A 25913-nucleotide genomic window follows, 5' to 3' on the forward strand; every position below is an offset into this window, starting at 1 on the left:
GCCGCGCGCACAGTAAGTGACCGTGACCGACGACTTCGTACGGTCAATCGTATGCGGGGGACAGCGCGCTCCGGGGAGGCGTCGTGGACGACTACGCGGGTCGGGTGCTTGCCGACCGCTACCGCCTTCCGTTGCCCCCGTCCGATGAGTACGAACTGGTCGAGACCCGGGCCTTCGACACATACAGCGGGCAGGAAGTCCGCATCAGGCAGGTGCCGTTACCGGAGATCGTGGACGCCGAAGTCCTCGACGTGGACGATCCGCCGTCCGTGCCGGGGCGGGACCGGTCACGGGCCGTGCGCGGGGCCGAGGACCCCGCCGTCCGGCGCGCGATCGAGGCCGCGCAGGCCGCCGCGCAGGTGCCCGACCATCCGCGCCTCGACCAGGTCTTCGACGTGTTCGCGGAGGAGGGTTCGCTCTGGATAGTGAGCGAACTGGTCGACGCCCGTCCGCTGGCCGCGCTGCTGGTGGAGCGCCCCCTCAACCCGTACCGGGCGGCCGAGATCGGCTCCGACGTGCTGACGGCGCTCCGGGTGCTGCACGCGCACGGCTGGACCCACCGGAACATCACCATCCGGACGGTGCTGATCTGCGATGACGGCCGCGTCGTGCTCACCGGCCTGGCGGCCGGAGCGGCGGAGGAGGCGCTGTGCGGGTACGTGCCGGTGCCGCAGCCCGACGACGAGATCGAGGGCGAGTTCGCCCCGCCGGCCGTCGAGTCGGGGCCGGCGGGACCGTATGTGCCGCCCGGGACCGAGGCCGACGCGTTCGGGATCGAGACCGACGTGTCCGGTTCCCACGACATGCTCGAAGCCGGGTCGGGTGCGGAGGAACGGGACGCGGACGAGTCCGGGGGAGACGACCCGGACGCGCGTGAGACGGACGGGACCGGTCCGTACGGTCTGCCCGGCGCCGGGGCGTACGCCTGGGAGGGCGCCGGATCGCCCGCGACGGGGGCGTACCCCTGGGACCGTGCCGGATCGCCCGCGGCCGAGCCGTACGAACGGCCGGCCCTGCCGGAACTGCCCGGTCCGCGCGCGCTGCCCGCGCTGCCGGACGGTGCCGGTTTCGTACGGGACGAGGCCGCGGCGGCCCTCGGTGACGGGCCGACAGCACCCGCCTCCGCCCAGGGACCGGCGCGCGACCCCGCCTACCCGGGACATGAGGACCGGAACGGGGACGAGGAAGCGGGTGACACCGGACCCCGCGCCGCGGGTATTCCGGCTCCCGGGTCCCACGGCCCGGTGTCCGGCTTCCCGGCCCCCATCGTCCCCGCTCCTGGCCTGCCGGTCCCCGCCGGGGCCGACCCGACCCGGCCCCGGGCCACGCGCGCCGGGGCCATCGCCGCCTACCGTGCGGGTGCCCGCGCCGCCGCCCGCGTCAACGAGATCCAGAACGGCACTCCGGACCGGCGCGGCGCCCCCGGTGGCAGTTCCGGTACCGATTCCGGCGCCGCGCCGCCCGGCGGCGACCGGCGCACCGGGACCGACGACGGCCGGGGATACGGAGGACACAGCGACGACCGGCACCGCGACGATCAGCACCGTGATGACCGGCACCGCGACGACCAGCACCACGATGACCGGCGGCACGACGATCAGCGTCACAACGACCGGTACGGCATCGGTCGGTACGACGACGGCGGCGGGCAGGACGACGGCCGTCATGCGGACGGTCAGGGCAATGGTCCGCACGCGGACGGTCACTCCTCGGCCGAGCGCGCCGACAACAGCTGGTCCGAGGCGTCCGAGGCGTCCGAGGCGTCCGAGGGGCCCAACGGCGGTCAGGTCGAGGGCAGTCGGGCGGAGTACGACCAGGCCGAGGGCGACCGGACCGGCGACGACCTGGCCACCGGCAACCGGCCCGGCGACAACTGGTCCGAGGACGACGACACCGGAGTGCTGCCCGGCAGCTGGCCGCAGCCCGTCGGTACCTGGGGCCACGACGGCGAGGAACCGTACGACGACGAGGACGACGACCAGGACGACGGCCCCCCTTACGGCAACGGCAGCGGCGACGACAGCAACGGCAACAGCGGCGGCGGAGGCGCCCGGCCCGCCCCCGGAGGCCCGTACGGCGGTGCGGGCGGCTCCGGCCCGCCCCCCGGCCGACGGGTCCATCTGGCCGGTGCCTGGGACGACGGAGGACACGGACGCACCGTCTCCGCGGGCGGCTCCGCCACCGGCGGCTCCGGCGAGGACGCCCTGCGCGCCGACACCCGGCGCGGGGGTGCCGACCGTGAGTTCCGGCCGGCCGTCGAGCCGTCGGCACCGGTCAGCCGCTGGGACGAGGTCGTGTCGGTGGGCAGGTCCAGCACCCCCGCCTACCGGGGCCCGGACACCCCGCTCGCCGCCGAGCGCGCCCGGCAGGCCCGGATCGCCGTCGTCGGCGCGGTCACCGAACGCTGGGCACCCGAACAGGCGGGACCGGTCCACGAGAACTGGCAGCTGGCCCCGCCCATCGGCCCCTCCACCGACCTCTGGGCCCTGGGCGCACTGCTCTACCGGGCCGTCCAGGGCCATGCCCCCTACCCCGAGGAGAACGCGGCCGAACTCGTCCAGATGGTGTGCGGTGAACCGCCCGCCTTCGCCGAGGAGTGCGGTGCGCTGCGCCCCGTCGTCGAGTCGCTGCTGCGTCAGGACCCGACCGAACGGCCCGACTTCGAGGAGCTGCGGGGCTGGCTCCGCTCCCTCGTCCGGTCGGCACCGGAGCCCGAGGCGGGCACCGACGTGATACCGGTGCCGTCCCTCGACGAGGCCCGGCTGCCCATCGTCCGCCGCAGGGGTGAACTGGTCCGCAGACGCCGTGGTCGTGGCGCGGCGCAGGGCCGCCACCGCCACTCCAAGCGTGCCGAGCCGCGGTTCGCGGAACCGCCGCGCGAGCCGAGGGCCGGGCGCGCGCCGAAGCCACCGCGTGAGCCCAAGGGCCCGAAGGCGCTACGGCAGCCGTCGCGCCCGAGGCCGGGCGAGCGGAAGGCCCCCCGCAGTCTGGGCCGGATTCTGCTGTTGCTCATCCTGCTGCTCCTGGTCGGGGCCGTCGGATACGCCATGCTGTTCATGCCGAAGTCCGGCCCCGGCACGGACGACGGCTCCAGGAACACCGGCTCCACCCGTCCGTCGGCGTCGGCGTCGGCGTCCGCCGCGCCCCCCGAGGCGTCACCCGCGTCTCCCGCGCCCGGCCGGAAGTCGTCGTCCCCCGGCGCGTCCAAGCCGCAGACCAGCCGCTCGGCGGTCGCCCTCCCGCCGGACTACGCGCTGCGCAAGGACGCGGAGGGGTTCGAGGTCGGTGTGCTCAAGGACTGGCAGCGCAGTGCGGTCACCACGGACCGTCAGGTGCGTTACGGCAGTGACGGATTCACCCTGCTGATCGTGCCGGGGCGGGACACGGTCAAGGCGAACGGCTCCGACCCCCTGGACTACCAGCGGGACAGGGAACCGGAGTTGAAGCCGTTCCGGGACTCGTCGTGGTCCTCGGCGAGCGGTCTGCGCCGGACCGACGTCGGCGGGCGGGTCATGGCGGAGGGGCAGTACACCTGGCAGGACGGTTCGGGCCGTGAGGTGTTCGTGCGCAACCTCGCCATGATCGTCGACGGCCGCTACCACGTCCTCCAGGTCATCGGCCCGGAGGACCAGCGCGACAAGGTCACCGACATCTACGAACAGGCCGTCGCGTCCTACCGGGCCGCCTCCTGACCGCATCTGACCACCGGTCCGGCCCCGGGGGGCGGCCGAACCGAAGGCGGCCGACCGGGCCGGGCGGCGGACGGCCGGGCCCCCGGCGGCAGGTGTCCGGGCCGGGTGGTCGGGCGGTCGGGGCCCGTTCGCGGGCGTCCCGGGGCGGGAGCGACAAGCATCACAGTGCGGTCTCGTGCGCGGTGCGAGGTTCCCTGCCCCACACGGGCTCCGTAACTCGTCATCCGAAGGAACGGGGCGGGGGCAAGTGGAACATTCACATGGCACGGATGCGGGACTGGTACTGGCCGGAAGGTATCGGCTCGGTGAAGTCCTCGGCCGCGGCGGCATGGGCAAGGTGTGGCGCGCCCATGACGAAGTGCTGCACCGGACCGTCGCCGTCAAGGAACTGACCGCCGGTCTGTACGTCGCCGAGGCCGATCGGCTGGTGCTGCACGCCCGCACCCAGAAGGAGGCGCGCGCGGCGGCCCGGATCACCCACCCCGGCGTGGTCACCGTCCACGACGTCATCGAGTACGACAACCGTCCGTGGATCGTCATGCAGTACGTCGACGGACCGTCACTCGCCGACTCCGCCAAGGAGAACGGCGAGATCGAGCCACGCGAGGCGGCCAGGATCGGCATCCAGGTCCTCTCCGCCCTGCGCGCCGCGCACAGCGCCGGAGTGCTGCACCGGGACGTGAAGCCGGGCAACGTGCTCCTCGCCCGGGACGGGCGGGTGCTGCTCACCGACTTCGGGATCGCCGCGATCGAGGGTGACTCGACGATCACCAGGACCGGTGAACTCGTCGGAAGCATCGACTACCTGGCGCCCGAGCGGGTACGGGGCGGCGACCCGGGCCCCGCGTCCGACCTCTGGTCGCTCGGCGCCACTCTCTACACGGCCGTCGAGGGACGCTCGCCGTTCCGTCGTACGTCACCGATCTCCACCATGCAGGCCGTCGTCAGTGAGGCCCCGCCGACGCCCACCCGGGCGGGGCCGCTCGCGCCCGTGATCACCGCACTGCTCCGCAAGGAGCCCGCGGACCGGCCGTCGGCGTCCGAGACCGAGCAGATGCTGCGGGAAGTGCTGGAGGGACGCGAGCCGATGGCGGCGCAGGCGTTCGTACCGACGCAGCGTGTGACCGGCGGCCTCCCGGCGCACGGACAGGACAGCGGCCCGGTCTCCGCGCAGGGGGGCGGCACGACCCAGCTGCCGTATCCGGCCGATCCCACGGCCTTCGGCGCGCAGCCCGCATCGCACCCCGCACCGCGTCGTGGCCGGTGGCGGACGGCGGTCCTGGTCGTCGTGCTCGCCGCCGTGGTCGGCGGTGGCGCCGGACTGGCCGCGATGAAGTTCGGCTCCGACTCCGGGCCCGGTACCCGGACGACGGGGACGACCGGACCGCGTACCCCTTCCCCGTCCACGCCGCCCGTCTCCGCCCCCGCGTCCGAGGCCGCGTCCGAGTCCCCGCCGGTCGCCCCGTCCGGTGGGGACGTCCCCGCGGGCTGGCAGCGGGTGGACGACCCGGAGGGCTTCAGCCTGCTCGTCCCCGAGGGCTGGAAGCGCCGGACGGACGGCAACCAGATCGACTACACCCCGGACGACGGCGAGCACTACATACGGATAAGCGTCGATCCGTCGCCCGACTTCGAGAACCCGTACATGCACATGCTCAACCTGGAGAAGTCCCTGCTGGCACGGCTGCCGGAGTACCGGCGCGCCGCTCTGCACGCCAACATCTACCGTGACCGGCCCGCCTCCCTCTGGGAGTTCACCTGGACCGAGTCGAAGGACCACTCCGGCCCCCGCCACGCGATCGACCAGATGTACTACGCCGACGACGGCGGTCCCGAGTACGCCCTGTACATGACGGGGCCGGAGTCGGACTGGGAGACCACCAGGGAGCAGTTCGACACCATGCTGAGGGGCTGGCGCGCCCCGGACGACTCACGCTGAGCCGGACCGGGCGCCGGGGCGCCACCGGTCCGTGACGCGGTCGCAAGGTCCCTGACGCGGATGGAAGGGCCCTGATCAGGGGCTTCGCTGCCAGTGATCGCTGGCTGGTTCGCGGGTGTGGCGAAAAGCTGTTACCGACGGGTACCCAAAGCGTGCGGGTGGACATACCCTCGGCCTCATGACGGACTCGCAGGCACCCACCACCCTCTCCCGCACCAACCCGGTGGCCGCGTCGCCCGTGGGCGCGCGCACCGCCGCCGATGTGGTCACACCCGAGCTGATCGCGCGGCTGACCCGAGGGGTCGTCGGTACCGGCCGCACCACCAGCCACACCCCCCTCACCGGGGCCGAGCTGGCCGAGCTGCCCGAGTCCACCCCCGAGGACGTCGCGACCGCCTTCGAGCGCGCCCGAGCCGCCCAGCCGGCCTGGGCGGCGACCCCGGTCCGGGCCAGGGCCGCCGTGCTGCGCCGCTTCCACGACCTTGTCCTGGACCGCCAGTCCGAAGTCCTCGACCTCATCCAGCTGGAGACCGGCAAGGCCAGACTGCACGCCCACGAGGAGGTGCAGGCCGTCACCGTCGCGGCCCGCCACTACGGCCTCAAGGCCCCCGCGTATCTGCGGCCGAGGCGGCACACCGGAGTGGTGCCGGTCCTCACCAAGGTCACCGAGCTGCGCCAGCCGCGCGGGGTGGTCGGACAGATCGCACCGTGGAACTACCCGTTCGAGCTGTCCGTCGGGGACGCGCTGCCCGCGTTCGTCGCCGGGAACGCCGTGGTGATGAAGCCCGACACGGAGACCGCGCTGACCGCGCTGTGGGCCCGTGACCTGCTGATCGAGGCGGGGCTGCCCGCGGAGGTGTTCCAGGTCGTGCTCGGTGAGGGACCGGTCGTCGGTCCGGAGGTCGTCAGGCACGCCGACTACGTCTCGTTCACCGGCTCCACCCGGACCGGCCGTGAGGTCGCGCGGGGCGCGGCCGACCGGCTGGTCGGGGTCTCGCTGGAACTGGGCGGCAAGAACGCCATGCTGGTGCTGGCCGACGCCGACGTGGAGAAGGCCGCCGCGGGCGCGGTCCGGGCCTGCTTCTCCTCGGCGGGGCAGCTCTGCATCTCCGTCGAGCGGTTGTACGTCCACGCGTCGGTCGCCGACGACTTCCTGGCCCGGTTCGCCGCCCGTACGAAGGCCATGCGGCTCGGGGGCGCGCTCGCGTACGGCGCCGACATGGGATCGCTGGCCGGTGAACGCCAGCTGGAGACCGTCGTACGGCATGTCGAGGAGGCCGTCGAGAAGGGGGCCACCCTCGTCGCGGGCGGTGTCGCCCGGCCCGACATCGGCCCGCTGTTCTACGAGCCGACGATCCTCGACGGGGTCGAGGCACCGATGGCGGTGTGCTCGGAGGAGACGTTCGGCCCGGTCGTCTCCGTCTACCGCTTCACCGACGAGGACGAGGCCGTCGCCCTCGCCAACGCCACACCGTACGGTCTCAACGCGAGCGTCTGGACCCGGGACGGCCGGCGCGGCCACCGGGTCGCCGCCCGGCTGCGGACCGGCACGGTCAACATCAACGAGGGATTCGCCTCGGCGTACGGCAGTGTGCGGTCCCCGATGGGCGGTATGAAGGACTCGGGCCTCGGCCGACGGCACGGCTCCGAGGGCATCCTCAAGTACACCGAGGCCCAGACCGTCGCCCAGCAGCGGCTGATGCCGCTCGCGCCGGCGTTCGGAATGGACGACGAGAAGTACGCGGCGCTCATGAGCCGCAGCCTGAAGGCGATGAAGGTGCTCCGCCTGCGCTGACCGAACGCCCGCGCGGACCCGGGCGCCCGTGACGCCTGGGGCCCGCGTGGGCGGGCCAGGTCGGCTCTGCCCGGATCTCGCGACCCGGTCGCGGCGCCCGAGCGCGCCCGTACCGCCTGCATCGGTGCCGCCCGTACCGCCACCGCCCGTACCCCCACCGCATGTACCGCTTTTTTCGTACCGCACCGAGGAGAGCCAGCCATGTCCAAGGACAGCCCCGAGCGGAACCAGGACGCGGCACCCGGACGCCCCGATCTCGTCGGCGCGACCGGACCCGGCACCGCGGAAGGGCCCGCGTCCACGACCGAGCACCCGCGCGCGACCGGCGTCGACTGCGACAGCGAGGGTGAGGGCGAGGGCAGGATCGAGGGTGACGACAGTGCGTACGACTACGACGTCATCGTCGTCGGTTCGGGCTTCGGCGGTGCGGTGTCGGCGCTGCGGCTGTCCGAGAAGGGGTACCGCGTCGGAGTCCTGGAGGCGGGCCGCCGCTTCACCCCCGGCACGTTGCCGAAGAACTCCTGGGACCTCAGGAACTACCTCTGGGCCCCGGCGCTCGGCCTCTTCGGCATCCAGCGCGTGCATCTGCTCGGCAAGGTGATGGTGCTGGCGGGCGCGGGTGTCGGCGGGGGTTCGCTCAACTACGCCAACACCCTGTACGTCCCGCCCGCCGCGTTCTTCCAGGACCGGCAGTGGTCGGGCATCACCGACTGGCAGGAGGAGCTGGCCCCCTACTACGACCAGGCCAGGCGGATGCTGGGGGTCCGGCTCAATCCGACGATGACCCCCTCGGACATCCACCTCAAGGCGGCCGCCCAGGTCATGGGGGTCGGGGACACCTTCCATCCGGCGCCGGTCGGCGTCTTCTTCGGGGACGGTGAGGACGCCGACGGTACGGCGAGGGCGGAGCCGGGCGGCACGGTCGCCGACCCGTACTTCGGCGGTGCGGGCCCCTCCCGCAGGGCCTGCACCGAGTGCGGCGAGTGCATGACGGGCTGCCGTCACGGCGCGAAGAACACGCTCAACGAGAACTACCTCCACCTCGCGGAGCGGGCCGGGGCCGTCATCCGGCCGATGACCACGGTCGTGGCGGTCACGGAGGACCCGGCGGGCGGCCACCGTGTGCTGACCGTGCCCACGGACCGGCGCCGGAAGGCCGCCGTCACCCGGCTGCGCGCCCGGAAGGTGGTCCTGGCGGCGGGGACGTACGGGACGCAGACCCTGCTGCACACCATGAAGGACAAGGGGCTGCTGCCCCGGCTGTCGGCGAGGCTCGGCGAACTGACCCGTACCAACTCCGAGGCCCTGGTCGGCTCCCAGACCAGCGACCGCCGCTACCGCGAGAGGCACGGCGTGGCGCGGGCCGACTTCACCAGGGGCGTCGCCATCACCTCCTCCGTCCACCCGGACGCCGACACCCACATCGAGCCCGTCCGCTACGGCAGGGGCTCCAACGCGATGGGCGCGCTGTCCATCCTCCAGGTCCCGTACGGCGGACGCAGGGTGCTGGGATGGCTCGGCAACGTGGTCAGACACCCGGCGCTCGCGGCGCGCTCGCTCTCCAACCGCCACTGGTCGGAACGGACCATCATCGGCCTCGTCATGCAGTCGCTGGACAACTCCCTCACCACGTACCGCAAACCGGGCGGCGTGGGGAAGGGGCTGCTCACCGCCCGCCAGGGACACGGGGCGCCCAACCCCACCCAGATCGCGGCGGCCACCCGGAGCGCGACCCTCCTCGCCGAGGAGATCAACGGCTTCGCGGGCTCGAACGTCGGGGAGCTGATGGGCACCCCGCTCACCGCGCACTTCCTCGGCGGCTGCCCGATCGGCGCGACGGCGGCGGACGGTGTCATCGATCCGTACCACCGGCTGTACGGGCACCCGGGCATCTCGGTCGTCGACGGTTCGGCGGTCTCCGCGAACCTCGGTGTCAACCCGTCGCTGACCATCACCGCGCAGGCGGAGCGCGCGATGTCGTTCTGGCCCAACAAGGGGGAGACGGACCAGCGCCCGGAGCAGGGCGAGGCGTACGAGCGGTCGGCGGCGGTCGAGCCACGGTCACCGGCGGTACCGAAGGAGGCGTTCGGAGCGCTGAGGCTGCCGTTCCTGGGGATGCCCGCGGTCCCGCCGAGGACGGAAACAGGTACGGCGAAGCAGACCGAGGGGTCCGAGGGGACCGAGCCGGACAGGGCCGAACGACTCACTTAGTCCATATGGACTGTTAGAGTTCGACCATGCCGCGTCGAGTGCTGGACAATCCGATCGTGCTGGCGGTGCTGGGACTGTTGCTGGAACAGCCCTCGCACCCGTACCAGATGCTTGCCGAGCTGCGCGACCGCAGCGACAACCACGCGGCCGCGTTGAACCGCGGCACGCTCTACAACGTCGTCGCCGCGTCGGCCGAGGCGGGCTGGGTCGCCGCGCAGGGCCGGCAGCGTTCGGGGAACCGTCCCGAGCGGACCGTGTACGCCCTCACCCAGGCGGGCCGGGACGAACTCGTACGCCGGCTGGACTCCCAGATCCGCGTCCCGGAGCGGGAGCTGTCGCGGTTCCTGGGGGCGGTCAGCCATCTCGGCGCACTCGGACCGGACGGCGCTGTGGACGCCCTGGCGGAGCGCGGCCGTCGCCTGCGGCAGCGCACGGAGGCCGACGAGGGGCGTCTCGCGGAGGCGCTGGCGGGCGGTGTGCCGCGGCTGCACGTCATCGAGGCCGAGTACGCCCTGTCCCTCGCCCACCGCGAACTGGCGTGGATCGACTCGGTCATCGACGACATCCGCGGCGGCTCGCTGACCTGGCCGACCGGCGACGCCCCGTCCGCGTCCCCGGCGCCCGTGGGGCCCTGACAGCCCCGTACCACCACCCCGTGGCACCGTCACGCATCCGTACCACCGGACCGAGAGGACCGACGCACCCATGTCGACAGCCCCCGGCGGACTGCTCTTCGGGATCTATCCGGGCTCGGTCACCGGCGGCCTGGCCAGTGGCTCGCCCGACGACCCGGCGCGTATCGCGACCGCGCTCGACCGGCTCCAGGGCCGGCCGGGACGCCCGTTCCTGGTGCGCGCCTACACCTCCTTCGACGACACCACCCGGCTCGGCGCGCCCCATGGAACGGCGACGCCGGCCACCGCGGCCCGGTACGCCGTCCGGGGCTGCGGACTGGACCTGGTGGCGCAGTACCGCTCCACGGCGGGAGACATCGACGGGTACAGCGTCTTCCTGCGTGAACTCGTCGAGCAGTACGGGGCGGTGGCGAGCACCCTCCAGGTGACGGAGGAGCCGAACGTCACGACGAACCCCACTCTGGACGGCCACTACCCCGGGGTGGCCGACGCGATCGTGCGCGGGGTGCCCGCCGCCAAGGCGCGGGCGCGCGAACTCGGCCACACCCATCTGCGGGTCGGCTTCAACACCACCCCGCTCTTCGGACCCGCGGCCTCCTTCGTCACCGGACTCACCGGGCGTGGAGGCACGGAATTCGTCGACGCGCTCGACTACGTGGGACTGGACTTCTTCCCCGATGTCTTCCGGCCCGTCCCGGCGTCCGACCTCGCGTCCGCCGTCGAAGGGCTGCTGCGCCACCACCGGGATTCGGTCCTGACACCGGCCGGGCTCGGCCGGCTTCCGCTGCACATCACCGAACACGGCTGGCCCACCGGGACCGCCAGGGCCCCGAGCCGCCAGGCCGAGGTGGTCGACACCGTGGTGCGCGTCATCGCCGCTCACGCGCGGGAGCTGGGCCTCACCGGGTACACCCACTTCGCGCTGCGTGACGCCGACAGCTCGAACCCGGGGCTGTTCCACCGGTTCGGGCTCACGACCGACGACTACACGCCCAAGCCGGCGTTCGACACCCTGAGGGCGCTCGTCGAGGAGTTCGGCGACTGACCGCCGTACCCCTGACACGCCTGTCGGCCCGGCGGACGTTCGTCCTGCCGGGCCGGTGGGGGCGCACAGCGCGGATCAGGCGGTGAGGGTGACGCGAGTGAGGGTGTCGGGCGCGGAACTCGCCTTCGCGCGCGCTGCCGCGGCGTTCTCCAGCAGGGCGTCGGCGGCCGTGAGCGCGTCACGGATGGTCCGGGTACCCGTGGCGACGCACAGGGTGTAGACCACGCTCTCCAGCGTTTGCCGGGAGCCGGGTGTGTCGTTCTCCGCCACTGCGATACGCGCGGTGGCGTACTGGGCGAGGAGTGTGCGAAGCACCTGGGGGTGGGGAACCAGCATGGCATCAGCCCTTCTCGTGACCTGAAGGTCATCTGTCCCCAGTTCCGTCGAGTATTCCCATGCGTTACATCACACGGTGTGATGCGCGGGTCGCCGGTCGTTCGTCAGCCACGCAGCTCGGCGGCCGCCCTCGTGGCCAAGTCCTTCGCCTGGCCGCACAGTTCGGCGGTTCGCCGAGGGCCGTGGACCTCAAGGCGCAGGATCTCCTGAACCTGTCCGCCCTGCTCGTCGGTGAGGTTGCGGTGCACCACCTGCGCCAGACAGCCGTCGTCGTCCTCGGCGGGCATCACGAAAGCGGAGCTGCCGCCGAGCTGTACCGGGCGGCCGTCCCAGGGCGCGGCCAGGGGCCGGCTCTGGTCGAACTCCACGATCACCGCGAAGCGGGTCGCCGGGCTGTTCCACTCGCACCGCCAGTTCGCGTATCCGGCCGTGTAGTCCTCGGCGGTCAGTCCGGGCAGCGCGCTGAGCGATGAGGCGTCCAGCAGAAGACAGGCGTTGACACCGATCAGCGAATCCGGTGGAGCGGTCCTGCGGCGGAGTTCCCCCTCGCCGATCACGCCGAGGGCCGTCCTCGTGGCCAGATCGGCCATGGCGCAGAGATCGGCGCGCCCGTCCGCGGAGTGGTCGGTGGGGCCGACGCGTACGGAGACGACGTGGAGGTCGGGGAGCAGCAGGGTGCGTTCGCACTCGCCGTTCTGGAGGGGGGACTCCATGACGCGTACGGCTCCCGCCTGCCGGATGCGGCCGGGCGGAGCGTCGGGGAAGGAGCCCGGTTTGCGCAACTGAACCTCGATGTCCACGTCCGGCCCCTCGGAGGGCTGCACGATGACGTCGCAACGGTCGAAATTGCCGTAGTGGCGGTCGAGCACGGTGTGCCCGAACCGCTTGAACGCACCGGCGTCGGTGAGCGCGCACGGATCGGCGGTGCGCGGATCACCGATCACGGACGTCCGGTCCGCGCCGGGCGCCGGTACGGAGGGGTGCACCGGGATGGCCGCGTCCACGGAGCCGGTCCGTCGCTGTGGAGCGGCCAGGTCGGACGCGGGTACCAGGAGGAGGATCAGGGACACCACGACCCGCACGGCGGTGACGGCTCCGGGCCGCACGAGGCGTGAGAGGCGCTCGGGACGGGTGGGGTGATCGGGTCGGGCCGGGTGCCCGGGACGTGGGGGAGGTGTCGGGCGCGGGCGGCGTGAGCGGCGCGCGGGAGCGAGGCCGATGTGGATGTGCTGGTCGCCGACCACGATCTGCTGGTGTCCGGAGACGATGGTCTGGTCCCCGGAGACGATGTTCTGGTCCCCGGCGGCCTGGTTGATCCGGCCGTGCTCCCGCGCGCGGGCCGTGAATCGGGCGTCCGACCCGTTGCCCTCGTTCATCGTCCGATGATGTGGATGCTGCCGCCGGCCTGGTTGACCTGTGCGTGACCGGATGCGCGGGCACGCAGATCGATCCGAGGACTCCCCGCACCGGTCTCCCGGGGCAGGGAGTTCCGTGACGCGTCGACCAGACGCCTGAGTTCGTCGGCGAGTTCCGGATCGGCGGCCAGCAGCCGGCGCAGTCGTCCCTGCCATTCGCCGACGAGGGCGTCGTGTGCCCGCTCGTCACCGCCCAGCAGAGCGGCCAACGCGTCGGTACGGGTCTCGGCCAGCTCCGCCTCGATCGTCCGGGCCCTGTCCGGGTGCACGCGGTGCCACAGTGCCCCGATGGCCGCCTGCGTCTGCTCCCACGCCGCCGACGTCAGTGCCTCGACCACGGTCGTCGCGGCTGTCGCCGCCAGAATGCTCAGTTCTGGGTCCATGCAGAGCCCCCGGGATGACTACGTTCCGCGCTGAGCACGACACGGTAGACGGCTACCGGTGCGGGTGTGGGGCAATCCCGGGAGAATCCCTCTCACGGTGGACGCCACGCCATCGGGGACCGGGGGAGACGAGGGGATGGCGGGTGCCGGGACGGACTGGTGGCCGGCCGCCTGGCCGGTCGGCGTCGGCGAGAGAGAGGCGCTGCACCCCCCTCCGAGTGCAGCCCCTCACGCTCCTGCCGACGTCACGCCCGAGCGGGACACAACGCCGTTTCACGGCCGTTCCGGGGCCTGTTGGGCCTCGGCGGGTGCCGTATGCATGAGCTGTGACCCGTGACCCCTGACAATGGTTGTCTCCATATTCACAAGATCTTTATGTGATGTGCGTCACGCGTGGAGTGGTGATTCGGTCAGCGCCGGAGCCTCGATCGGGGACCGGGGTCTCTTCGCAGTCCCTATGCCCCATCCGTCCTGTCATGCCCCCTCCGAACACGCCCGAACGACGCGGGTGCCGGGGCTCGGGGACGGACGCTGCTGGAGCGCGCTACGGGAGAGCGGTCATCGCTGTCGGGTCGGTGCCCCGGGGTGCGGGGGCGGGTGCGCATCAGGAGACCGGTCGGCCGCGAGGGAGGGGAACCGCCCGATGCGGTGACGCGGCGGCGCGGGCAGTGCGCCGGACGCAGCGGTTGCGGGGACGTCTCGCGCTTCGCGCTTCGTACGCCCGACTCCGCGCCCCGTCCACCCCGTACCGGCATCGGACCGCGCAACCATTCCGTCCGATGCGGTCGGCTCCGGGCGTCCCCGAAGCCGACCGTTCTCGATGACCGGGCTGCTGTCCCCTGCCGACCGGTCACGCGCGCCGGAACGCGGTCCCACGACGTACACGCGGTACGCCACACGCTCCGGCGGAGCCACGCGTGGTTCTTCCAACGCCGCCCCTGGCTGGCACGGACACCGGGACCAACGAAGCCGCCGTGTTGCCGGTCACGCACCGTACGGGTGAGAGCGGGCCCGAACGCGGTTGCGGGGTGGGGCGCGAAGAACGCGCCGGGCGTGCGGGGCGGTACACCGGGCACGCCGGTGCGCAGGCGGAGCCGGGGTGCGGGCCGTCACGCGCGGCCGCGGCAGAGTTCGAGCAGCGTCATCGCGAGAGGCGTGCCGGGCTTGCCGAGCGCGTCGCGGTAGCGGCCGAGGATGTCCATCTCGCGCGAGAGGCTGACCCGGCGGCCCCCGGAGGTGATCCGGGCCTCCTGGATGACCGCCGAGACGGCCATCCGTTCCTGCACGAGGCCGATGATCCGGTCGTCGAGGGCGTCGATGCGCTCGCGGGCGCCGCCGATCAGCGAGACGGCCTCCTCGGTGCGTGCGCCGGTCCGCTCGGCGGCGGTCGCGGTCCGGTGGGTCCGGTCGGCCTCGGTGCTGTTGCTGGTCATGTCCGTGACTCCTGATGTCCTGGTGGGGCGTGGTTGCCGCCCCCGGAGCATTCGGGCCCGGAACGCCAGAACGCCCCGGGCCTGTCGGCCCGGGGCGCCTGGAACGTTGCTTGTCAGTTGCTCAAGCAGCACGACCATGGCAGCCGGCGGGCCGGATGCCATAGGTAAAGACGAAGGTCGTGTGCTGACGCATGGGGCACAGTATGGCCCCACCCCGCCCGGGGGTCCAACGCGACGCCCGGATGCTGAGACACGGTGCGGGGCGGTCGGCCGGTACGGAACCACGGTCCGTCACCGGTACGGAACCACCGTTCGTCACCGGTACGGGATCGCTTCTGCCACTGGTAGGGAACCCACCGCCGCCGGTACGGAATCCACCGTCACCGGAACGGAATCCTCCGGGCCGTGGTGGCCATGTCCGCCGGGCAAGGGGTGTATACGCATCACCGGTAGAATTGACCGGACCGACCCCCTCTCACCGCCGGAAGGCCGCCTCGTGCCAGCAGCACCCCCCGCCGCCCCCGACACCACACCCGACGTGGTCCTCGTTGTCGACTTCGGCGCGCAGTACGCCCAGCTCATCGCCCGCCGCGTCCGTGAGGCCCGGGTCTACAGCGAGATCGTCCCGTCCACGATGCCGGTGGCCGAGATGCTGGCCAAGAAGCCCCGGGCGATCATCCTGTCCGGCGGCCCTTCCTCGGTGTACGCGGAGGGGGCGCCCAGCCTGGACCGCGCGCTGTTCGAGGCGGGCGTACCGGTCTTCGGCATGTGCTACGGCTTTCAGCTGATGGCCACCACGCTCGGCGGCACCGTCGACGACAACGGCGCCCGTGAGTACGGCCGTACCGGACTCACCGTCTCGAAGGCCGCCTCCACCCTCTTCGAGGGCACCCCCACCGAGCAGTCGGTGTGGATGTCGCACGGCGACGCCTGCTCGGCCGCCCCCGAGGGCTTCACCGTCACCGCGTCCACGGACGTCGTGTCGGTCGCCGCGTTCGAGAACGACGAGAAGAAGCTGTACGGCGTCCAGTACCACCCGGAGGTCATGCACTCCACGCACGGCCAGCAGGTCCTGGAGCACTTCCTCTACCGCGGCGCGGGCATCGAGCCGACCTGGACCACGCAGAACGTCGTCGAGGAGCAGATCGCCCTCATCCGCGAGCAGGTCGGCACCAAGCGCGCCATCTGCGGGCTGTCCGGCGGGGTGGACTCCGCGGTGGCCGCCGCCCTCGTACAGAAGGCCATCGGCTCCCAGCTGACCTGTGTGTACGTCGACCACGGCCTGATGCGCAAGGGCGAGACCGAGCAGGTCGAGAAGGACTTCGTGGCCGCCACGGGCGTGCAGCTGAAGGTCGTCGACGCCGAGGAGCGCTTCCTGAACGCGCTGGCCGGAGTCTCCGACCCGGAGCAGAAGCGGAAGATCATCGGTCGCGAGTTCATCCGCGTCTTCGAGCAGGCCCAGGCGGAACTCGTCGCCGAGGCGGGCGCGGCCGGCGAGGATGTCGCGTTCCTCGTCCAGGGCACGCTCTACCCGGACGTCGTCGAGTCCGGCGGCGGCACCGGCACCGCCAACATCAAGTCGCACCACAACGTCGGCGGTCTCCCCGACGACATCGAGTTCAAGCTCGTCGAGCCGCTGCGCCAGCTGTTCAAGGACGAGGTCCGGATGGTCGGCCAGGAGCTGGGTCTGCCCGAGGAGATCGTCCAGCGCCAGCCGTTCCCCGGCCCCGGACTCGGTATCCGGATCGTGGGCGAGGTCACCAAGGACCGCCTCGACCTGCTGCGCGAGGCCGACTCCATCGCCCGCGAGGAGCTGACGGCGGCCGGACTCGACCGCGACATCTGGCAGTGCCCGGTGGTCCTCCTCGCCGACGTACGCTCGGTCGGCGTCCAGGGCGACGGCCGTACTTACGGTCACCCGATCGTGCTCCGCCCGGTCTCGTCCGAGGACGCCATGACGGCGGACTGGTCGCGGCTGCCGTACGAGACGCTGGCGAAGATCTCCACCCGCATCACGAACGAGGTCGCGGACGTCAACCGGGTGGTCCTCGACGTGACGAGCAAGCCGCCGGGCACCATCGAGTGGGAGTAGTCCCACCCCGGACCGGTCAACACTGATGCCGTCGCTCATTCGTTTGGGCGGCGGCATCGTCGTATTCGCTGGGTACGCTGGCCGTACAGGCGAGACTCCGTCCCATGGGAGCAATCATGAGTGCCGCACCTGAGTACCAGCTCGGAGAGCAGAAGTACCGGTGGCCCATCCCGCCCGAAGGCGGCTGGACGGCGGACGATCTCGACCGAATCCCGGGCCTCCCGCCGCATACCGAGCTGATTGACGGGAGTCTCGTTTTCATGAGTCCGCAGACCGCCTTCCACGGGCGCGCCATGCGTTTGTTCGAAAATGCTCTGCTGGACCAGGCACCGGATCATCTGGACGTCCTGCGGGAGATGGCGATCAAGCTGGATGAGCGGAACCGGCCGGAGCCCGACGTGCTGGTGTTCTCCGTGGATGCGAATACGGGACACCGGCAGACCTGGTTCAAGCCCGAGGACATCGTTCTCGCCGTGGAGGTCGTGTCCGACGATTCCGTGGTCCGCGACCGCGAGGTAAAGCCCCGCAAATACGCCGCGGCCGGCGTCCCGCACTTCTGGCGCGTGGAGGCGAACGGCGAGGGACTGCCCATCGTGTACGTGTATGAGCTCGATCCGGCCCTGATGGCGTACACGCCCACCGGTATTCACCACAACCGTCTGAAGCTGGACGTCCCCTTCACGATCGACGTCGACCTCACCGCGGTCAACCGGCGGCGCTGACCGTCGACCGGTTGCGATGGCTCCGCGCCTACGGAGGGCACAGGCCATCGCGACCGGGGCCGCGTCCGGTGTGGGCAGCGTCTGGCCGCCCCCCGAACTCCAGACCCCGAACTCCAGACCCGGAACTCCCGACTCCGGACTCTCCGGCCCCGCGCCCCGGGCGACGGTGAGAGCGACTGGATGCCATGGTGCAAAGCACCACTTCCCTGACCATCCGGCGGTAGATCAGTCGCACATTTTGTCGTATATCGCGTCGTTGTCGCCCCGATGCGGTCCGCGCCCGTTTCATGCGGCACAATTCGCAGCGATCGTCGGCGAGTTGCCGGGATCGGGGCGCGAAAGGACGGCGTTGACCGTGGCGTTGGACGAGGCGGGACAGAGCACGCACGGCGGTGGTTGCACGTGCGGCGACTGCCCGCACGGGGCACGCGAGGGGCACCGTCGCGCGGTGGCCGCCTTTCTGGCCAAGCGTGACGAACTCGCCGCCGGAAAGGGCCTGCCGAGCGGGGTCGCCCGGTCTGCTTCCGCCTCACGCCAGTGGGTGTCGGACGAGCTGACCCAGTCGGCGCGTGCCGTCGCCGAACGGGGCCGTGAGGTCGGCGGCGCCTGGCTCCACCAGGTGTGGCGGCGCACCGTGCTCCTTCTCTGGAGTGGCCTCGCCGTTCTGGTCATCGCCGAGACCGCCACCGCGATCGGCGCGGGCTGGTCCAACGCCCGCACGGCCGGGTTGGTCGCCGGACTCGTCACCGCCGGGTTGCTGACCGGAGCGGCCTACGTCCACCGCGCCCGTGGCGGCCTCCTCGCCCCGCTGATCGGCGAGGACAACCGGCTCTCCACCTCCCGCGCGGTGGCCGCCGGATGGATCATGCTCGCGGCCTTCTCCGTGCTCGTCCTGGCGCTCCAACTGGCGGGCGCCTCCGGCCACGCGCGGCGCGACGCGCTGATCGAGGGTCTGGACCTGGCGCGCGGTGCGGGAGTCCTCACCGTTCTCGCGCTGGTCTGCGCCATCGCCGTCGTCGTCCGCCACGTGGTGGCGGTACGGGTGCTGGCCCAGCGCCTGCAGAAGGTCCGCGCCGAGCGGCCACGCGCCGCCGATCTGCTCACCGACGACTCCGGGCGCGGGAGCTTCGCCGATGTGCAGTACGTGCTGATCAGCTCGGTCGCCGTCCTCTTCGCGGCGGTCCGGCTGGCCCGCCGCCCCGAGCAACTGCCCGACCTCCCCTGGGGCCTCGCGCTGCTGGTGGCGGTCTCGGCGGCGACGTACTTCGCCGGGAAGTACGCCGAGGGCGGGCGCCCCGTCGTCCTGTCGGTCGTCCGGGCCCGTGAGGCCGGTGACCTGGACGCTCCGATCCGTACCGGCGACGACATCGAGATCCGTGGCGCGGGCTTCGTCCCGCCCGGTGCGGGCACCCCGGACCGGCTGGCCCGGATGGTCGTCCGGATCGGCACCGTCCATGTCCATGTCCCGTTGGTCCCGCTGTCCGGCGGCTTCGCCAACCCGACGGACACGGTGCTCACCGTCCCGGTACCGGTCGAGGTCGAACCCGGGGTCGTCGACGTACAGGTGGTTACAGCGGCCGGGGTGGAGACCAACCGCGTGGCCATCGACGTCACCGACTGACGGACCGGCCGCCACCGGCCGGTCATGGCGCGGCCGGGACAGGCCGCGACTGACTGACCGCCACAGGCGGCCCCGCCGCACGCGAACCGGTCCCCGGTCTTCGGTCCCGGCCGACATCCCCGGCCGCCAACTACCCACCCACCGTTGCCCTGCCTGCCTGCCTGCCCGCCCTTCCTTCCTTCCCCCGGCCTGCCTGCCTGCCCTTGGGCTGCCTACCGTGGCCAGCCGCCGTAGTCGCCGACCTCCTGGCGCCCGCTACACCGACCGCCTCAGGCCACGGCTCCGGACCGCCGGACCCCGGGCCGTACGCCGGGTGCGGTGTGCCGTCACGCCCTACGTATGGTCAGGTGACGGGCAACGGAAGGCGGATCAACCATGAACGGCTACGGCAACATGTACGGAAACCCCTACGGTCTGGAGGAACGGCGGACGCTGAAGGATCGGGCACGGCAGTACGCGCTGCTGCCGCTGCGGGTCTTCCTCGGCGTCACCTTCCTCTACGCGGGAATCGACAAACTGACGGACAGTGCCTTCCTCTCCACGAGCGGACCCGGTTCGATCGGCGCGCTCATGCACTCGGTGCGTGACTCGGCCGCGATCCCGGGCCTGGTGGACCTCGGGCTCAAGAGCCCCGACGGCTTCGGCTACACCCTGGCGATCGGGGAACTCCTCGTCGGCGTCGCCACCCTCCTCGGGCTGTGGGCCCGGATCGCCGCGCTCGGCGGCGCTCTGATCTCGCTCAGCCTGTGGCTGACCGTGAGCTGGCAGGCCGATCCCTACTACTACGGCAACGACCTGGTCTATCTCATGGCCTGGCTCCCGCTGCTGCTCGCCGGGGCCCCGGTGTTCTCCGCGGATGCCCTCCTCGCCTCGCTGCGGCGACGCAATCCGTAGCTCAGCCAGGTCGCCGTGGCGGCAAGGCTCAGTCCGCCGCAGAGCAGCGGGACGAAGAAGTACCAGGTGAGACTCCAGGCACCGGCCGCCTCGGCGGCGTAACAGCCGGCGAGGGCGAGCATCACCACACCGGCTACGGCCCGGCCCGGCCTGACCTCATGGCGTGGCACGGGAGACCTCCACCTGTCCGATGCCCACTTCCAGTTCCAGCTCGACCGTGCCCGTCGGCTTGGTGCCCTCGGCCGGTGGGATCGTCTTCTCTCTCTTCTGTCTTGAGCGGATGTCCACGTCCCCCTTCTTCTCTGACGGCAACTGGATATCCCCGACGCCCGTCCTCGCCCGTACCTTCACGGTCACGGAGTCCGGTATGAGGACCACGACCCGGCCCCCGCCGACCCGCACCTCGGTGCGCAGTGTCCGGCCGACCGGGACCGCGACCCGGCCGAGGTCCAGTCGGCCGACGCCCGAGCCCAGCGCGTACCGTGGCTGGACCGTCGCGGCCGACACCGGTCGCCACTCCTCGCGCACCCAGTGGGTGGTGATGTCCTCGGGTATGGAAGAGGCCCCGGCCAGCAGTCCCACGGTCACCACCGAGAGCAGGAGTGTCCCGAAACCGGTCCTCCCGAACACCGAGCTGACCAGCATGCCGAGACCGAACACCGCCAGTGCGGCGGTCAGTCCGATCTGAACGCTCGCCCCGAACGGGTGGGAGTCCCAGCTCAACCGGATGCCCAGCACGCCCGCGAGTACCGCCAGCAGGAAGACCACACCGCCGATGGAACGCGGACCCCGGGTGCCCCGGGCCTGTTTCGGAGCCCGGAACGGGGCATCCGCCGTCGCCCACCCGTGGCGTGACGCACCACTGGCTACCGGCTCGTCTGTGGGGCCCCACAGATATGCGAAGTCCATCGGCCCGGTCGTGCCGTCCTTGACGATCGGGTCCCGCCACCACGAAGGCGAACCGGGTGTCGGCGGGGCCTTCACCTCGGGTGGCGCCGCCCCGTGCCCCCCGGCATGGGCGGCGCCCGCGGCGGTGTGCGCGGTCGCCGCGTCGGCCGGGTCCTCGGGTGTCACCGTCCTGCGGTGCTGCGTCCACACCGAGAGGCCGATGACCGCGAGCACCAGCATCGCGGAAAACGCCAGTATGCCGCCGTTTCCGAGCATCGACAGGAACAGCCCGCACCCGACCAGTGCGAACAGCGCGGCGATCAGTGAAGCGCCCTCGACCCGCCCGGACAGCAGCTTGCGGGCCTCGTTCTCCTCCTCGCCCTCCAGGGGGAGCAGCAGCCAGGCGAAGCCGTAGAAGATCAGGCCCGTCCCTCCGGTCACCGCGAGCACACCCAGCACGATCCGGAAGATCACCGGGTCGATGTCGCAGTACCGGCCGAGCCCGCCGCAGACCCCGGCCACCACTTTCTGCCGCGGACTGCGGTGCAGCTGCGGTTTCCGGTCGGGGGGTGGTGCGACACCGTGGGTGGCGTCCTGGGGAGCGTTCATGGGTCCATGGTGACGGTCCGCGCCGCCTCCCGGCACCCGAGCCGACCCTGGCAGGTCCCTGATATCGGTCCCGGTGGCCCCTGAGAACGCCGTAAGCGGCATCAGGCACCCGATATTCCGATTTCCGCACCCGTTCCGCACCGTTCCGCACCACCGTTCTTGTGGCAGTGGCAGTGGCAGTGGCAGTGGCAGTGGCAGTGGCAGTGGCAATGGCAGCGGCCGTGGAGCGGCCCCGGCCCCGCACGTCTCCGCTGTCCACCTTCGGTCACGCGGACCTCCCCTGCCCCGCCCCGTACGCGATCCCACATCGGGCACACCCCAGCCGTCCCCCATCTCCGTATCAGGGTCCGCTGGGGGACGGCCCCTGATGCCCGCGTACGCGCGAGCATGTGACGATCGGTCCATGCCAGCCGCCACGCCCCGAGCCGCCAGCTCCCTCACCCCCGATCCGACGGAGCCGCCGCCGCGGAGGCTCTACCGCAGCGCCGACGGCCGGCTGCTCGGTGGTGTCGCGCGTGGGCTCGCCGGCCATCTCGGGCTGCCGGTCATCTGGGTGCGCTTCCTCTTTCTCGGCCTGTTCTTCGCGGACGGCCTCGGCGCGCTGCTCTACGCCGTGTTCTGGATCGTCGTCCCGCTCGGTGTCGGCGGGGTCGAGACCGCGCGCTCCGTCTTCGACACCGCGGCGGACGGCAGCCGCAGACTCCGCAAGCCCGACAAGGGACAGGTCTTCGCGCTGATCGCGCTGATGTTCGGCGCCCTGATCTTCGTCGACAACGTCGACATGGGCAGCAAGGCGGACCGGTACATCTGGCCGACCCTGCTGATCGGCGCGGGTTCCGTCCTGGTCTGGCGGCAGGCCGACAACGCCCGCCGTGCCCGCTGGATGGAGATCGGCCGCCGTCGCCGCGTCTTCCAGCTGGCCCGCGCGCTCGCCGGAGTCGCCCTCGTCGGCCTGGGACTCGCCGTCTTCATGGTGGTGCGGGGCTCCGCGGCCCAGCTGGGGAACGTCCTCACGGCCGCGATAGCCGTGCTCACCGGCATCGCCCTGCTCGCCGGCCCCTGGCTCGTACGCATGACGCAGGACCTCTCCGAGGAACGCCTGATGCGCATCCGGGCCCAGGAGCGCGCTGAAGTCGCGGCCCATGTCCACGACTCGGTGCTGCACACCCTGACCCTGATCCAGCGCAACGCGGAGGACCCGGGAGAGGTGCGGCGACTGGCCCGCGCCCAGGAACGCGAGCTGCGGAACTGGCTGTACAACCCCGAGGGCACCGGCAAGGACGAGGATCAGGAACCGGAGACCCTCGCCGAAGCGGTCAAGCGCGCCGCCGCCGAGGTCGAGGACAAGCACGGTGTCCCGCTCGAAGTCGTCGTGGTCGGCGACTGCCCCCTCGACGACCGTCTCGGCGCCCAGATGCAAGCCGCGCGCGAGGCGATGGTCAACGCCGCCAAGTACGGTGGCGAGGGCGGCGCCGTACAGGTCTTCGCGGAGGTCGAGGGCCGCACGGTCTTCGTCTCCGTACGGGACCGGGGGCCCGGATTCGACCTGGACTCCGTACCGGCCGACAGAATGGGCGTACGAGAATCGATCATCGGCCGGATGCAGCGCAACGGGGGCACGGCACGGCTGCGTCCGGTGCCCGGCGGGGGCACGGAAGTCGAACTGGAGATGGAGAGGGCGAGCGAATGACCGACAACACCGAAGCGACCGGGGGCCCGGAGCGCCGGGTACGGGTCGTGCTCGTCGACGACCACAGGATGTTCCGCACCGGGGTGCAGGCCGAGATCGGCCGCACCGAGGAGACCGGCGTCGAGGTCGTCGGCGAGGCCGCAGACGTCGACCAGGCCGTCACCGTCATCACGGCGACCCGCCCCGAGGTCGTCCTGCTCGACGTCCACCTCCCCGGCGGCGGCGGCGTCGAGGTGCTGCGCCGCTGCGCCCCGCTGATGGGCGCGGTGGAGAACCCGGTCCGCTTCCTGGCGCTGTCCGTCTCCGACGCGGCGGAGGATGTCATCGGAGTCATCCGGGGCGGCGCGCGTGGTTACGTCACCAAGACGATCACCGGCACCGATCTCGTCGACTCCGTCTTCCGGGTCCAGGACGGCGACGCGGTGTTCTCGCCCCGGCTGGCCGGGTTCGTCCTGGACGCCTTCGCCTCCACGGACGCGCCGCCGGTCGACGAGGATCTGGACCGGCTGACGCAGCGCGAGCGCGAAGTGCTCCGGCTGATCGCCCGCGGCTACGCCTACAAGGAGATCGCCAAGCAGCTCTTCATCTCGGTGAAGACGGTCGAGTCCCACGTCTCGGCGGTCCTGCGCAAGCTCCAGCTCTCCAACCGCCACGAGCTGACGCGGTGGGCCACGGCCCGGCGGCTGGTCTGAACCGGCGCTCCGGGAGGCTCATGCCACGCGGGTCGCCCCCACGAAGGGCATCTCGTCGATCGACGCCACCCGCACGGGTGCTCCCGGGCGCGGGGCGTGGATCATCCGGCCACCACCGATGTACAGGCCGACATGGCTGACGCCTGAGTAGAAGAAGACGAGGTCGCCCGGAGCGAGTTGGGAGCGGGGGACGCGCTGCCCGGCGTTGATCTGGGTGTACGTGGTGCGGGGGAGGGAGACCCCGGCCGCCCGCCAGGCCGCCTGGGTGAGCCCGGAGCAGTCGAAGGAGGAGGGACCGGTGGCACCCCAGACGTACGGCTTGCCGAGTGCCCCGTAGGCGAACGAGACGGCCGCCGCTGCCCGCCCGTTGAGCGCCGCCATCGACCCGCGCGGGAAGTCCCTGGCGGCGTGGGCGGCGGAGTACCGGGAGTCGTCGGCTCCGTCGAACGCGGCGCGCTGCGCGGTGGTCAGGGTGGCGAGCAGCCGCTGCGCCTCTGCCAGCTTGGTGCGGACCGTCGCCCGGTGCTTCGCCAGGTCGGTCCGGCGGTCGGTGAGCGCGGCGAGTTCTTCCTTCGCCTGGGCGCGCAGCCGGTCGACCTCCGCGATCTGGCGTCGGACGCCGCTGACCGTGCCGGCGCGGCGGGCGCCGGCCCGTTCGACGTAGGAGGCGCGTTCGAGGTACTGGTCCGGGTCCGAGGAGAGCGCGAGCTGTACGGACGGGTCGATGCCGCCCGTGCGGTACTGGGCGGCGGCGATGGAACCGAGCGCGTCGCGCGAGGCGTTGAGCCGTTCCGTCCTGCGGGCCGCCTCGTCGCGCAGGGCGTCGACGGCCTTGGCGGTGGCGGTCGCCTTCTCCTTCGCGCCGTTGTACTGCTCGGTGGCGACCTCCGCGTCGTGGTACAGCCGGTCCACCTCCGCCTTGACCTGGGCGGGGCTGAGCTTCGGCTCCGCCTGCGCGGTGCCGGGGAGAGCGGCGGCGGTCGCCGCCCCCGCGAACGCGAGAGTGGCCGCGGTGCGGGCAGCAGGGCCGGTGAAGAGGCGCTGCTTGGGCTTCCGGTGCGCTGCCACGAGGGCGGCATCCTTCCTGTCGACTGCCCGTCGGGGCCTACCGGCGGGCCCGCGAGGACCCGGTGCCGGGACGCCACAGGGAAGCGTCCGGACACCGGGTCTCTCGGCGGGGGCGACCGACCGCCGCCCGGGTGCGGAATCAGCGATGGAGTCGGCCGCCTGGGAGGGACGCTAAGCCCGGGACATGGGAAAGAGTCGTAATGACGGAAATTGCCCGATTCCAGAGGTGAAGTGTCGCTGAATGACCGGAAGAGGAGCGTCAGAGTCAGGCAATTGGTACAGAAGCGAGCGAAGTGATAGGTAAGCCTTACCTGGCTGAGTTGCCGATCGGGGCCTTGGCTAAGCTCCGGAGCCATGTCCGTACTCATTCATGTCTTCGTCGCCCTGCACATCATCGGCATCGCCTGTCTGCTGGGCGGCTTCCTGACCCAGATGAAGGCGATGGCGGCGGACACGGCGCGCTTCGTCCCGGCGATGCTGCACGGGGCGCTGACCATGCTGGTCACCGGTGTCGCGCTGGTCGGGCTGGACCAGGCCGACGATCACGCCGTGAACAACATCAAGATCGGGGTCAAGCTGCTGATCCTGGTCGTGATCCTCGCGCTGGTCTACGTCAAGCGGGACGACGAGAAGGTCGGGAAGGGCGTCTTCGGCGCGGTCGGCGGGCTGACGGTCGCCAATATCTTCATCGCCACGCTCTGGGTCTGAGCACGGCGCCGCGACGCCCGCGCTCCGGGCGCCGCGACGGCCCCC

19 protein-coding genes are annotated in these 25913 nt (G+C 71.9%); 13 read left to right on the plus strand and 6 right to left on the minus strand.

The genetic code is table 11. The features are described 5' to 3' along the window. Positions 1 to 83: 83 nt before the first annotated feature. The 6 genes from PZB75_RS20055 (at position 84) to PZB75_RS20080 (ending at position 11317) form a co-directional block, all read left to right on the plus strand. Positions 84 to 3692, plus strand: a complete 3609-nt coding sequence (locus PZB75_RS20055) for a protein kinase (protein ID WP_275536675.1) — start codon at positions 84 to 86, stop codon at positions 3690 to 3692. A gap of 247 nt (positions 3693 to 3939) precedes the next feature. After that, entirely contained in the window at positions 3940 to 5631 is a 1692-nt protein-coding gene (locus tag PZB75_RS20060; RefSeq protein WP_275536676.1) for a serine/threonine-protein kinase, read from the plus strand. Between the two features lie 178 nt (positions 5632 to 5809). Continuing rightward, positions 5810 to 7426, plus strand: a complete 1617-nt coding sequence (locus PZB75_RS20065) for a succinic semialdehyde dehydrogenase (protein WP_275536677.1) — start codon at positions 5810 to 5812, stop codon at positions 7424 to 7426. Between the two features lie 201 nt (positions 7427 to 7627). Then, the gene (locus PZB75_RS20070; RefSeq protein WP_275536678.1) at positions 7628 to 9637 is read left to right on the plus strand and encodes a GMC family oxidoreductase; all 2010 of its coding nucleotides are present in this window, start codon (positions 7628 to 7630) and stop codon (positions 9635 to 9637) included. A 26-nt stretch (positions 9638 to 9663) separates the two neighbouring features. Continuing rightward, positions 9664 to 10272 (plus strand): PadR family transcriptional regulator, encoded by a 609-nt coding sequence (locus PZB75_RS20075; RefSeq protein WP_275536679.1) that lies wholly within the window; start codon positions 9664 to 9666, stop codon positions 10270 to 10272. A 70-nt stretch (positions 10273 to 10342) separates the two neighbouring features. Continuing rightward, positions 10343 to 11317 carry a hypothetical protein gene (locus PZB75_RS20080; RefSeq protein ID WP_275536680.1) on the plus strand — a complete coding sequence of 325 codons (975 nt, stop codon included), beginning with the start codon at positions 10343 to 10345 and terminating at the stop codon, positions 11315 to 11317. A 75-nt stretch (positions 11318 to 11392) separates the two neighbouring features. Here PZB75_RS20080 and PZB75_RS20085 read toward each other — a convergent pair whose 3' ends face one another. The 4 genes from PZB75_RS20085 to PZB75_RS20100 form a co-directional block, all read right to left on the minus strand. Next, positions 11393 to 11653: a DUF5133 domain-containing protein gene (locus PZB75_RS20085; protein ID WP_275536681.1), complete on the minus strand. Its 261-nt coding sequence runs from the start codon at positions 11651 to 11653 to the stop codon at positions 11393 to 11395. A 104-nt stretch (positions 11654 to 11757) separates the two neighbouring features. Continuing rightward, on the minus strand, positions 11758 to 13029 hold the full coding sequence (locus PZB75_RS20090; RefSeq protein WP_275536682.1) for a hypothetical protein: 1272 nt from the start codon (positions 13027 to 13029) through the stop codon (positions 11758 to 11760). Then, complete coding sequence (locus PZB75_RS20095) at positions 13026 to 13451, minus strand: hypothetical protein (protein ID WP_275536683.1); 426 nt, start codon at positions 13449 to 13451, stop codon at positions 13026 to 13028. Before PZB75_RS20095 ends, PZB75_RS20090 begins: the two co-directional genes overlap by 4 nt. 1109 nt (positions 13452 to 14560) lie before the next feature. Beyond that, positions 14561 to 14884 (minus strand): chorismate mutase, encoded by a 324-nt coding sequence (locus PZB75_RS20100; protein WP_275536684.1) that lies wholly within the window; start codon positions 14882 to 14884, stop codon positions 14561 to 14563. Between the two features lie 496 nt (positions 14885 to 15380). Here PZB75_RS20100 and guaA point away from each other — a divergent pair, with 496 nt between their 5' ends. The 4 genes from guaA (at position 15381) to PZB75_RS20120 (ending at position 20213) form a co-directional block, all read left to right on the plus strand. After that, entirely contained in the window at positions 15381 to 16976 is a 1596-nt protein-coding gene (guaA, locus tag PZB75_RS20105) for a glutamine-hydrolyzing GMP synthase (RefSeq protein WP_275536685.1), read from the plus strand. Positions 16977 to 17092: 116 nt separating this feature from the next. Next, positions 17093 to 17698: a Uma2 family endonuclease gene (locus PZB75_RS20110; protein ID WP_275536686.1), complete on the plus strand. Its 606-nt coding sequence runs from the start codon at positions 17093 to 17095 to the stop codon at positions 17696 to 17698. A gap of 355 nt (positions 17699 to 18053) precedes the next feature. Further along, entirely contained in the window at positions 18054 to 19319 is a 1266-nt protein-coding gene (locus tag PZB75_RS20115) for a hypothetical protein (RefSeq protein WP_275536687.1), read from the plus strand. 375 nt (positions 19320 to 19694) lie between these two features. After that, positions 19695 to 20213 carry a DoxX family protein gene (locus tag PZB75_RS20120; protein WP_275536688.1) on the plus strand — a complete coding sequence of 173 codons (519 nt, stop codon included), beginning with the start codon at positions 19695 to 19697 and terminating at the stop codon, positions 20211 to 20213. Between the two features lie 156 nt (positions 20214 to 20369). Here PZB75_RS20120 and PZB75_RS20130 read toward each other — a convergent pair whose 3' ends face one another. After that, positions 20370 to 21710, minus strand: coding sequence for a PspC domain-containing protein (locus PZB75_RS20130; RefSeq protein ID WP_275536690.1), 1341 nt, complete (start codon positions 21708 to 21710; stop codon positions 20370 to 20372). Between the two features lie 403 nt (positions 21711 to 22113). On the opposite strand from PZB75_RS20130, the gene PZB75_RS20135 reads away from it, so the two are divergent. Beyond that, a complete protein-coding gene (locus PZB75_RS20135) occupies positions 22114 to 23400 on the plus strand; it encodes an ATP-binding protein (protein WP_275536691.1) in 1287 nt (428 codons plus the stop codon). Further along, on the plus strand, positions 23397 to 24092 hold the full coding sequence (locus PZB75_RS20140; protein WP_275536692.1) for a response regulator transcription factor: 696 nt from the start codon (positions 23397 to 23399) through the stop codon (positions 24090 to 24092). The genes PZB75_RS20135 and PZB75_RS20140 overlap by 4 nt, the downstream gene beginning before the upstream one ends. An 18-nt stretch (positions 24093 to 24110) precedes the next feature. Here the strand turns inward: PZB75_RS20140 and PZB75_RS20145 are convergent, their stop codons facing one another. After that, a complete protein-coding gene (locus tag PZB75_RS20145) occupies positions 24111 to 25160 on the minus strand; it encodes an NlpC/P60 family protein (protein WP_275536693.1) in 1050 nt (349 codons plus the stop codon). 354 nt (positions 25161 to 25514) lie between these two features. On the opposite strand from PZB75_RS20145, the gene PZB75_RS20150 reads away from it, so the two are divergent. Then, entirely contained in the window at positions 25515 to 25868 is a 354-nt protein-coding gene (locus PZB75_RS20150) for a hypothetical protein (protein WP_275536694.1), read from the plus strand. Positions 25869 to 25913 lie beyond the last annotated feature (45 nt).

Origin of the sequence: Streptomyces sp. AM 4-1-1, from assembly GCF_029167625.1 — a bacterium.
In the GTDB taxonomy this organism is placed as follows: domain Bacteria; phylum Actinomycetota; class Actinomycetes; order Streptomycetales; family Streptomycetaceae; genus Streptomyces.

Bases quoted from the DNA above. Each gene is read 5' to 3' on its own strand.
- PZB75_RS20065 (WP_275536677.1), top strand. From the start codon at position 5,810: ATGACGGACTCGCAGGCACCCACCACCCTCTCCCGCACCAACCCGGTG.
- PZB75_RS20070 (WP_275536678.1), top strand. From the start codon at position 7,628: ATGTCCAAGGACAGCCCCGAGCGGAACCAGGACGCGGCACCCGGACGC.
- PZB75_RS20075 (WP_275536679.1), top strand. From the start codon at position 9,664: ATGCCGCGTCGAGTGCTGGACAATCCGATCGTGCTGGCGGTGCTGGGA.
- PZB75_RS20080 (WP_275536680.1), top strand. From the start codon at position 10,343: ATGTCGACAGCCCCCGGCGGACTGCTCTTCGGGATCTATCCGGGCTCG.
- PZB75_RS20085 (WP_275536681.1), bottom strand. From the start codon at position 11,653: ATGCTGGTTCCCCACCCCCAGGTGCTTCGCACACTCCTCGCCCAGTAC.
- PZB75_RS20090 (WP_275536682.1), bottom strand. From the start codon at position 13,029: ATGAACGAGGGCAACGGGTCGGACGCCCGATTCACGGCCCGCGCGCGG.
- PZB75_RS20095 (WP_275536683.1), bottom strand. From the start codon at position 13,451: ATGGACCCAGAACTGAGCATTCTGGCGGCGACAGCCGCGACGACCGTG.
- PZB75_RS20100 (WP_275536684.1), bottom strand. From the start codon at position 14,884: ATGACCAGCAACAGCACCGAGGCCGACCGGACCCACCGGACCGCGACC.
- PZB75_RS20110 (WP_275536686.1), top strand. From the start codon at position 17,093: ATGAGTGCCGCACCTGAGTACCAGCTCGGAGAGCAGAAGTACCGGTGG.
- PZB75_RS20120 (WP_275536688.1), top strand. From the start codon at position 19,695: ATGAACGGCTACGGCAACATGTACGGAAACCCCTACGGTCTGGAGGAA.
- PZB75_RS20130 (WP_275536690.1), bottom strand. From the start codon at position 21,710: ATGAACGCTCCCCAGGACGCCACCCACGGTGTCGCACCACCCCCCGAC.
- PZB75_RS20135 (WP_275536691.1), top strand. From the start codon at position 22,114: ATGCCAGCCGCCACGCCCCGAGCCGCCAGCTCCCTCACCCCCGATCCG.
- PZB75_RS20140 (WP_275536692.1), top strand. From the start codon at position 23,397: ATGACCGACAACACCGAAGCGACCGGGGGCCCGGAGCGCCGGGTACGG.
- PZB75_RS20150 (WP_275536694.1), top strand. From the start codon at position 25,515: ATGTCCGTACTCATTCATGTCTTCGTCGCCCTGCACATCATCGGCATC.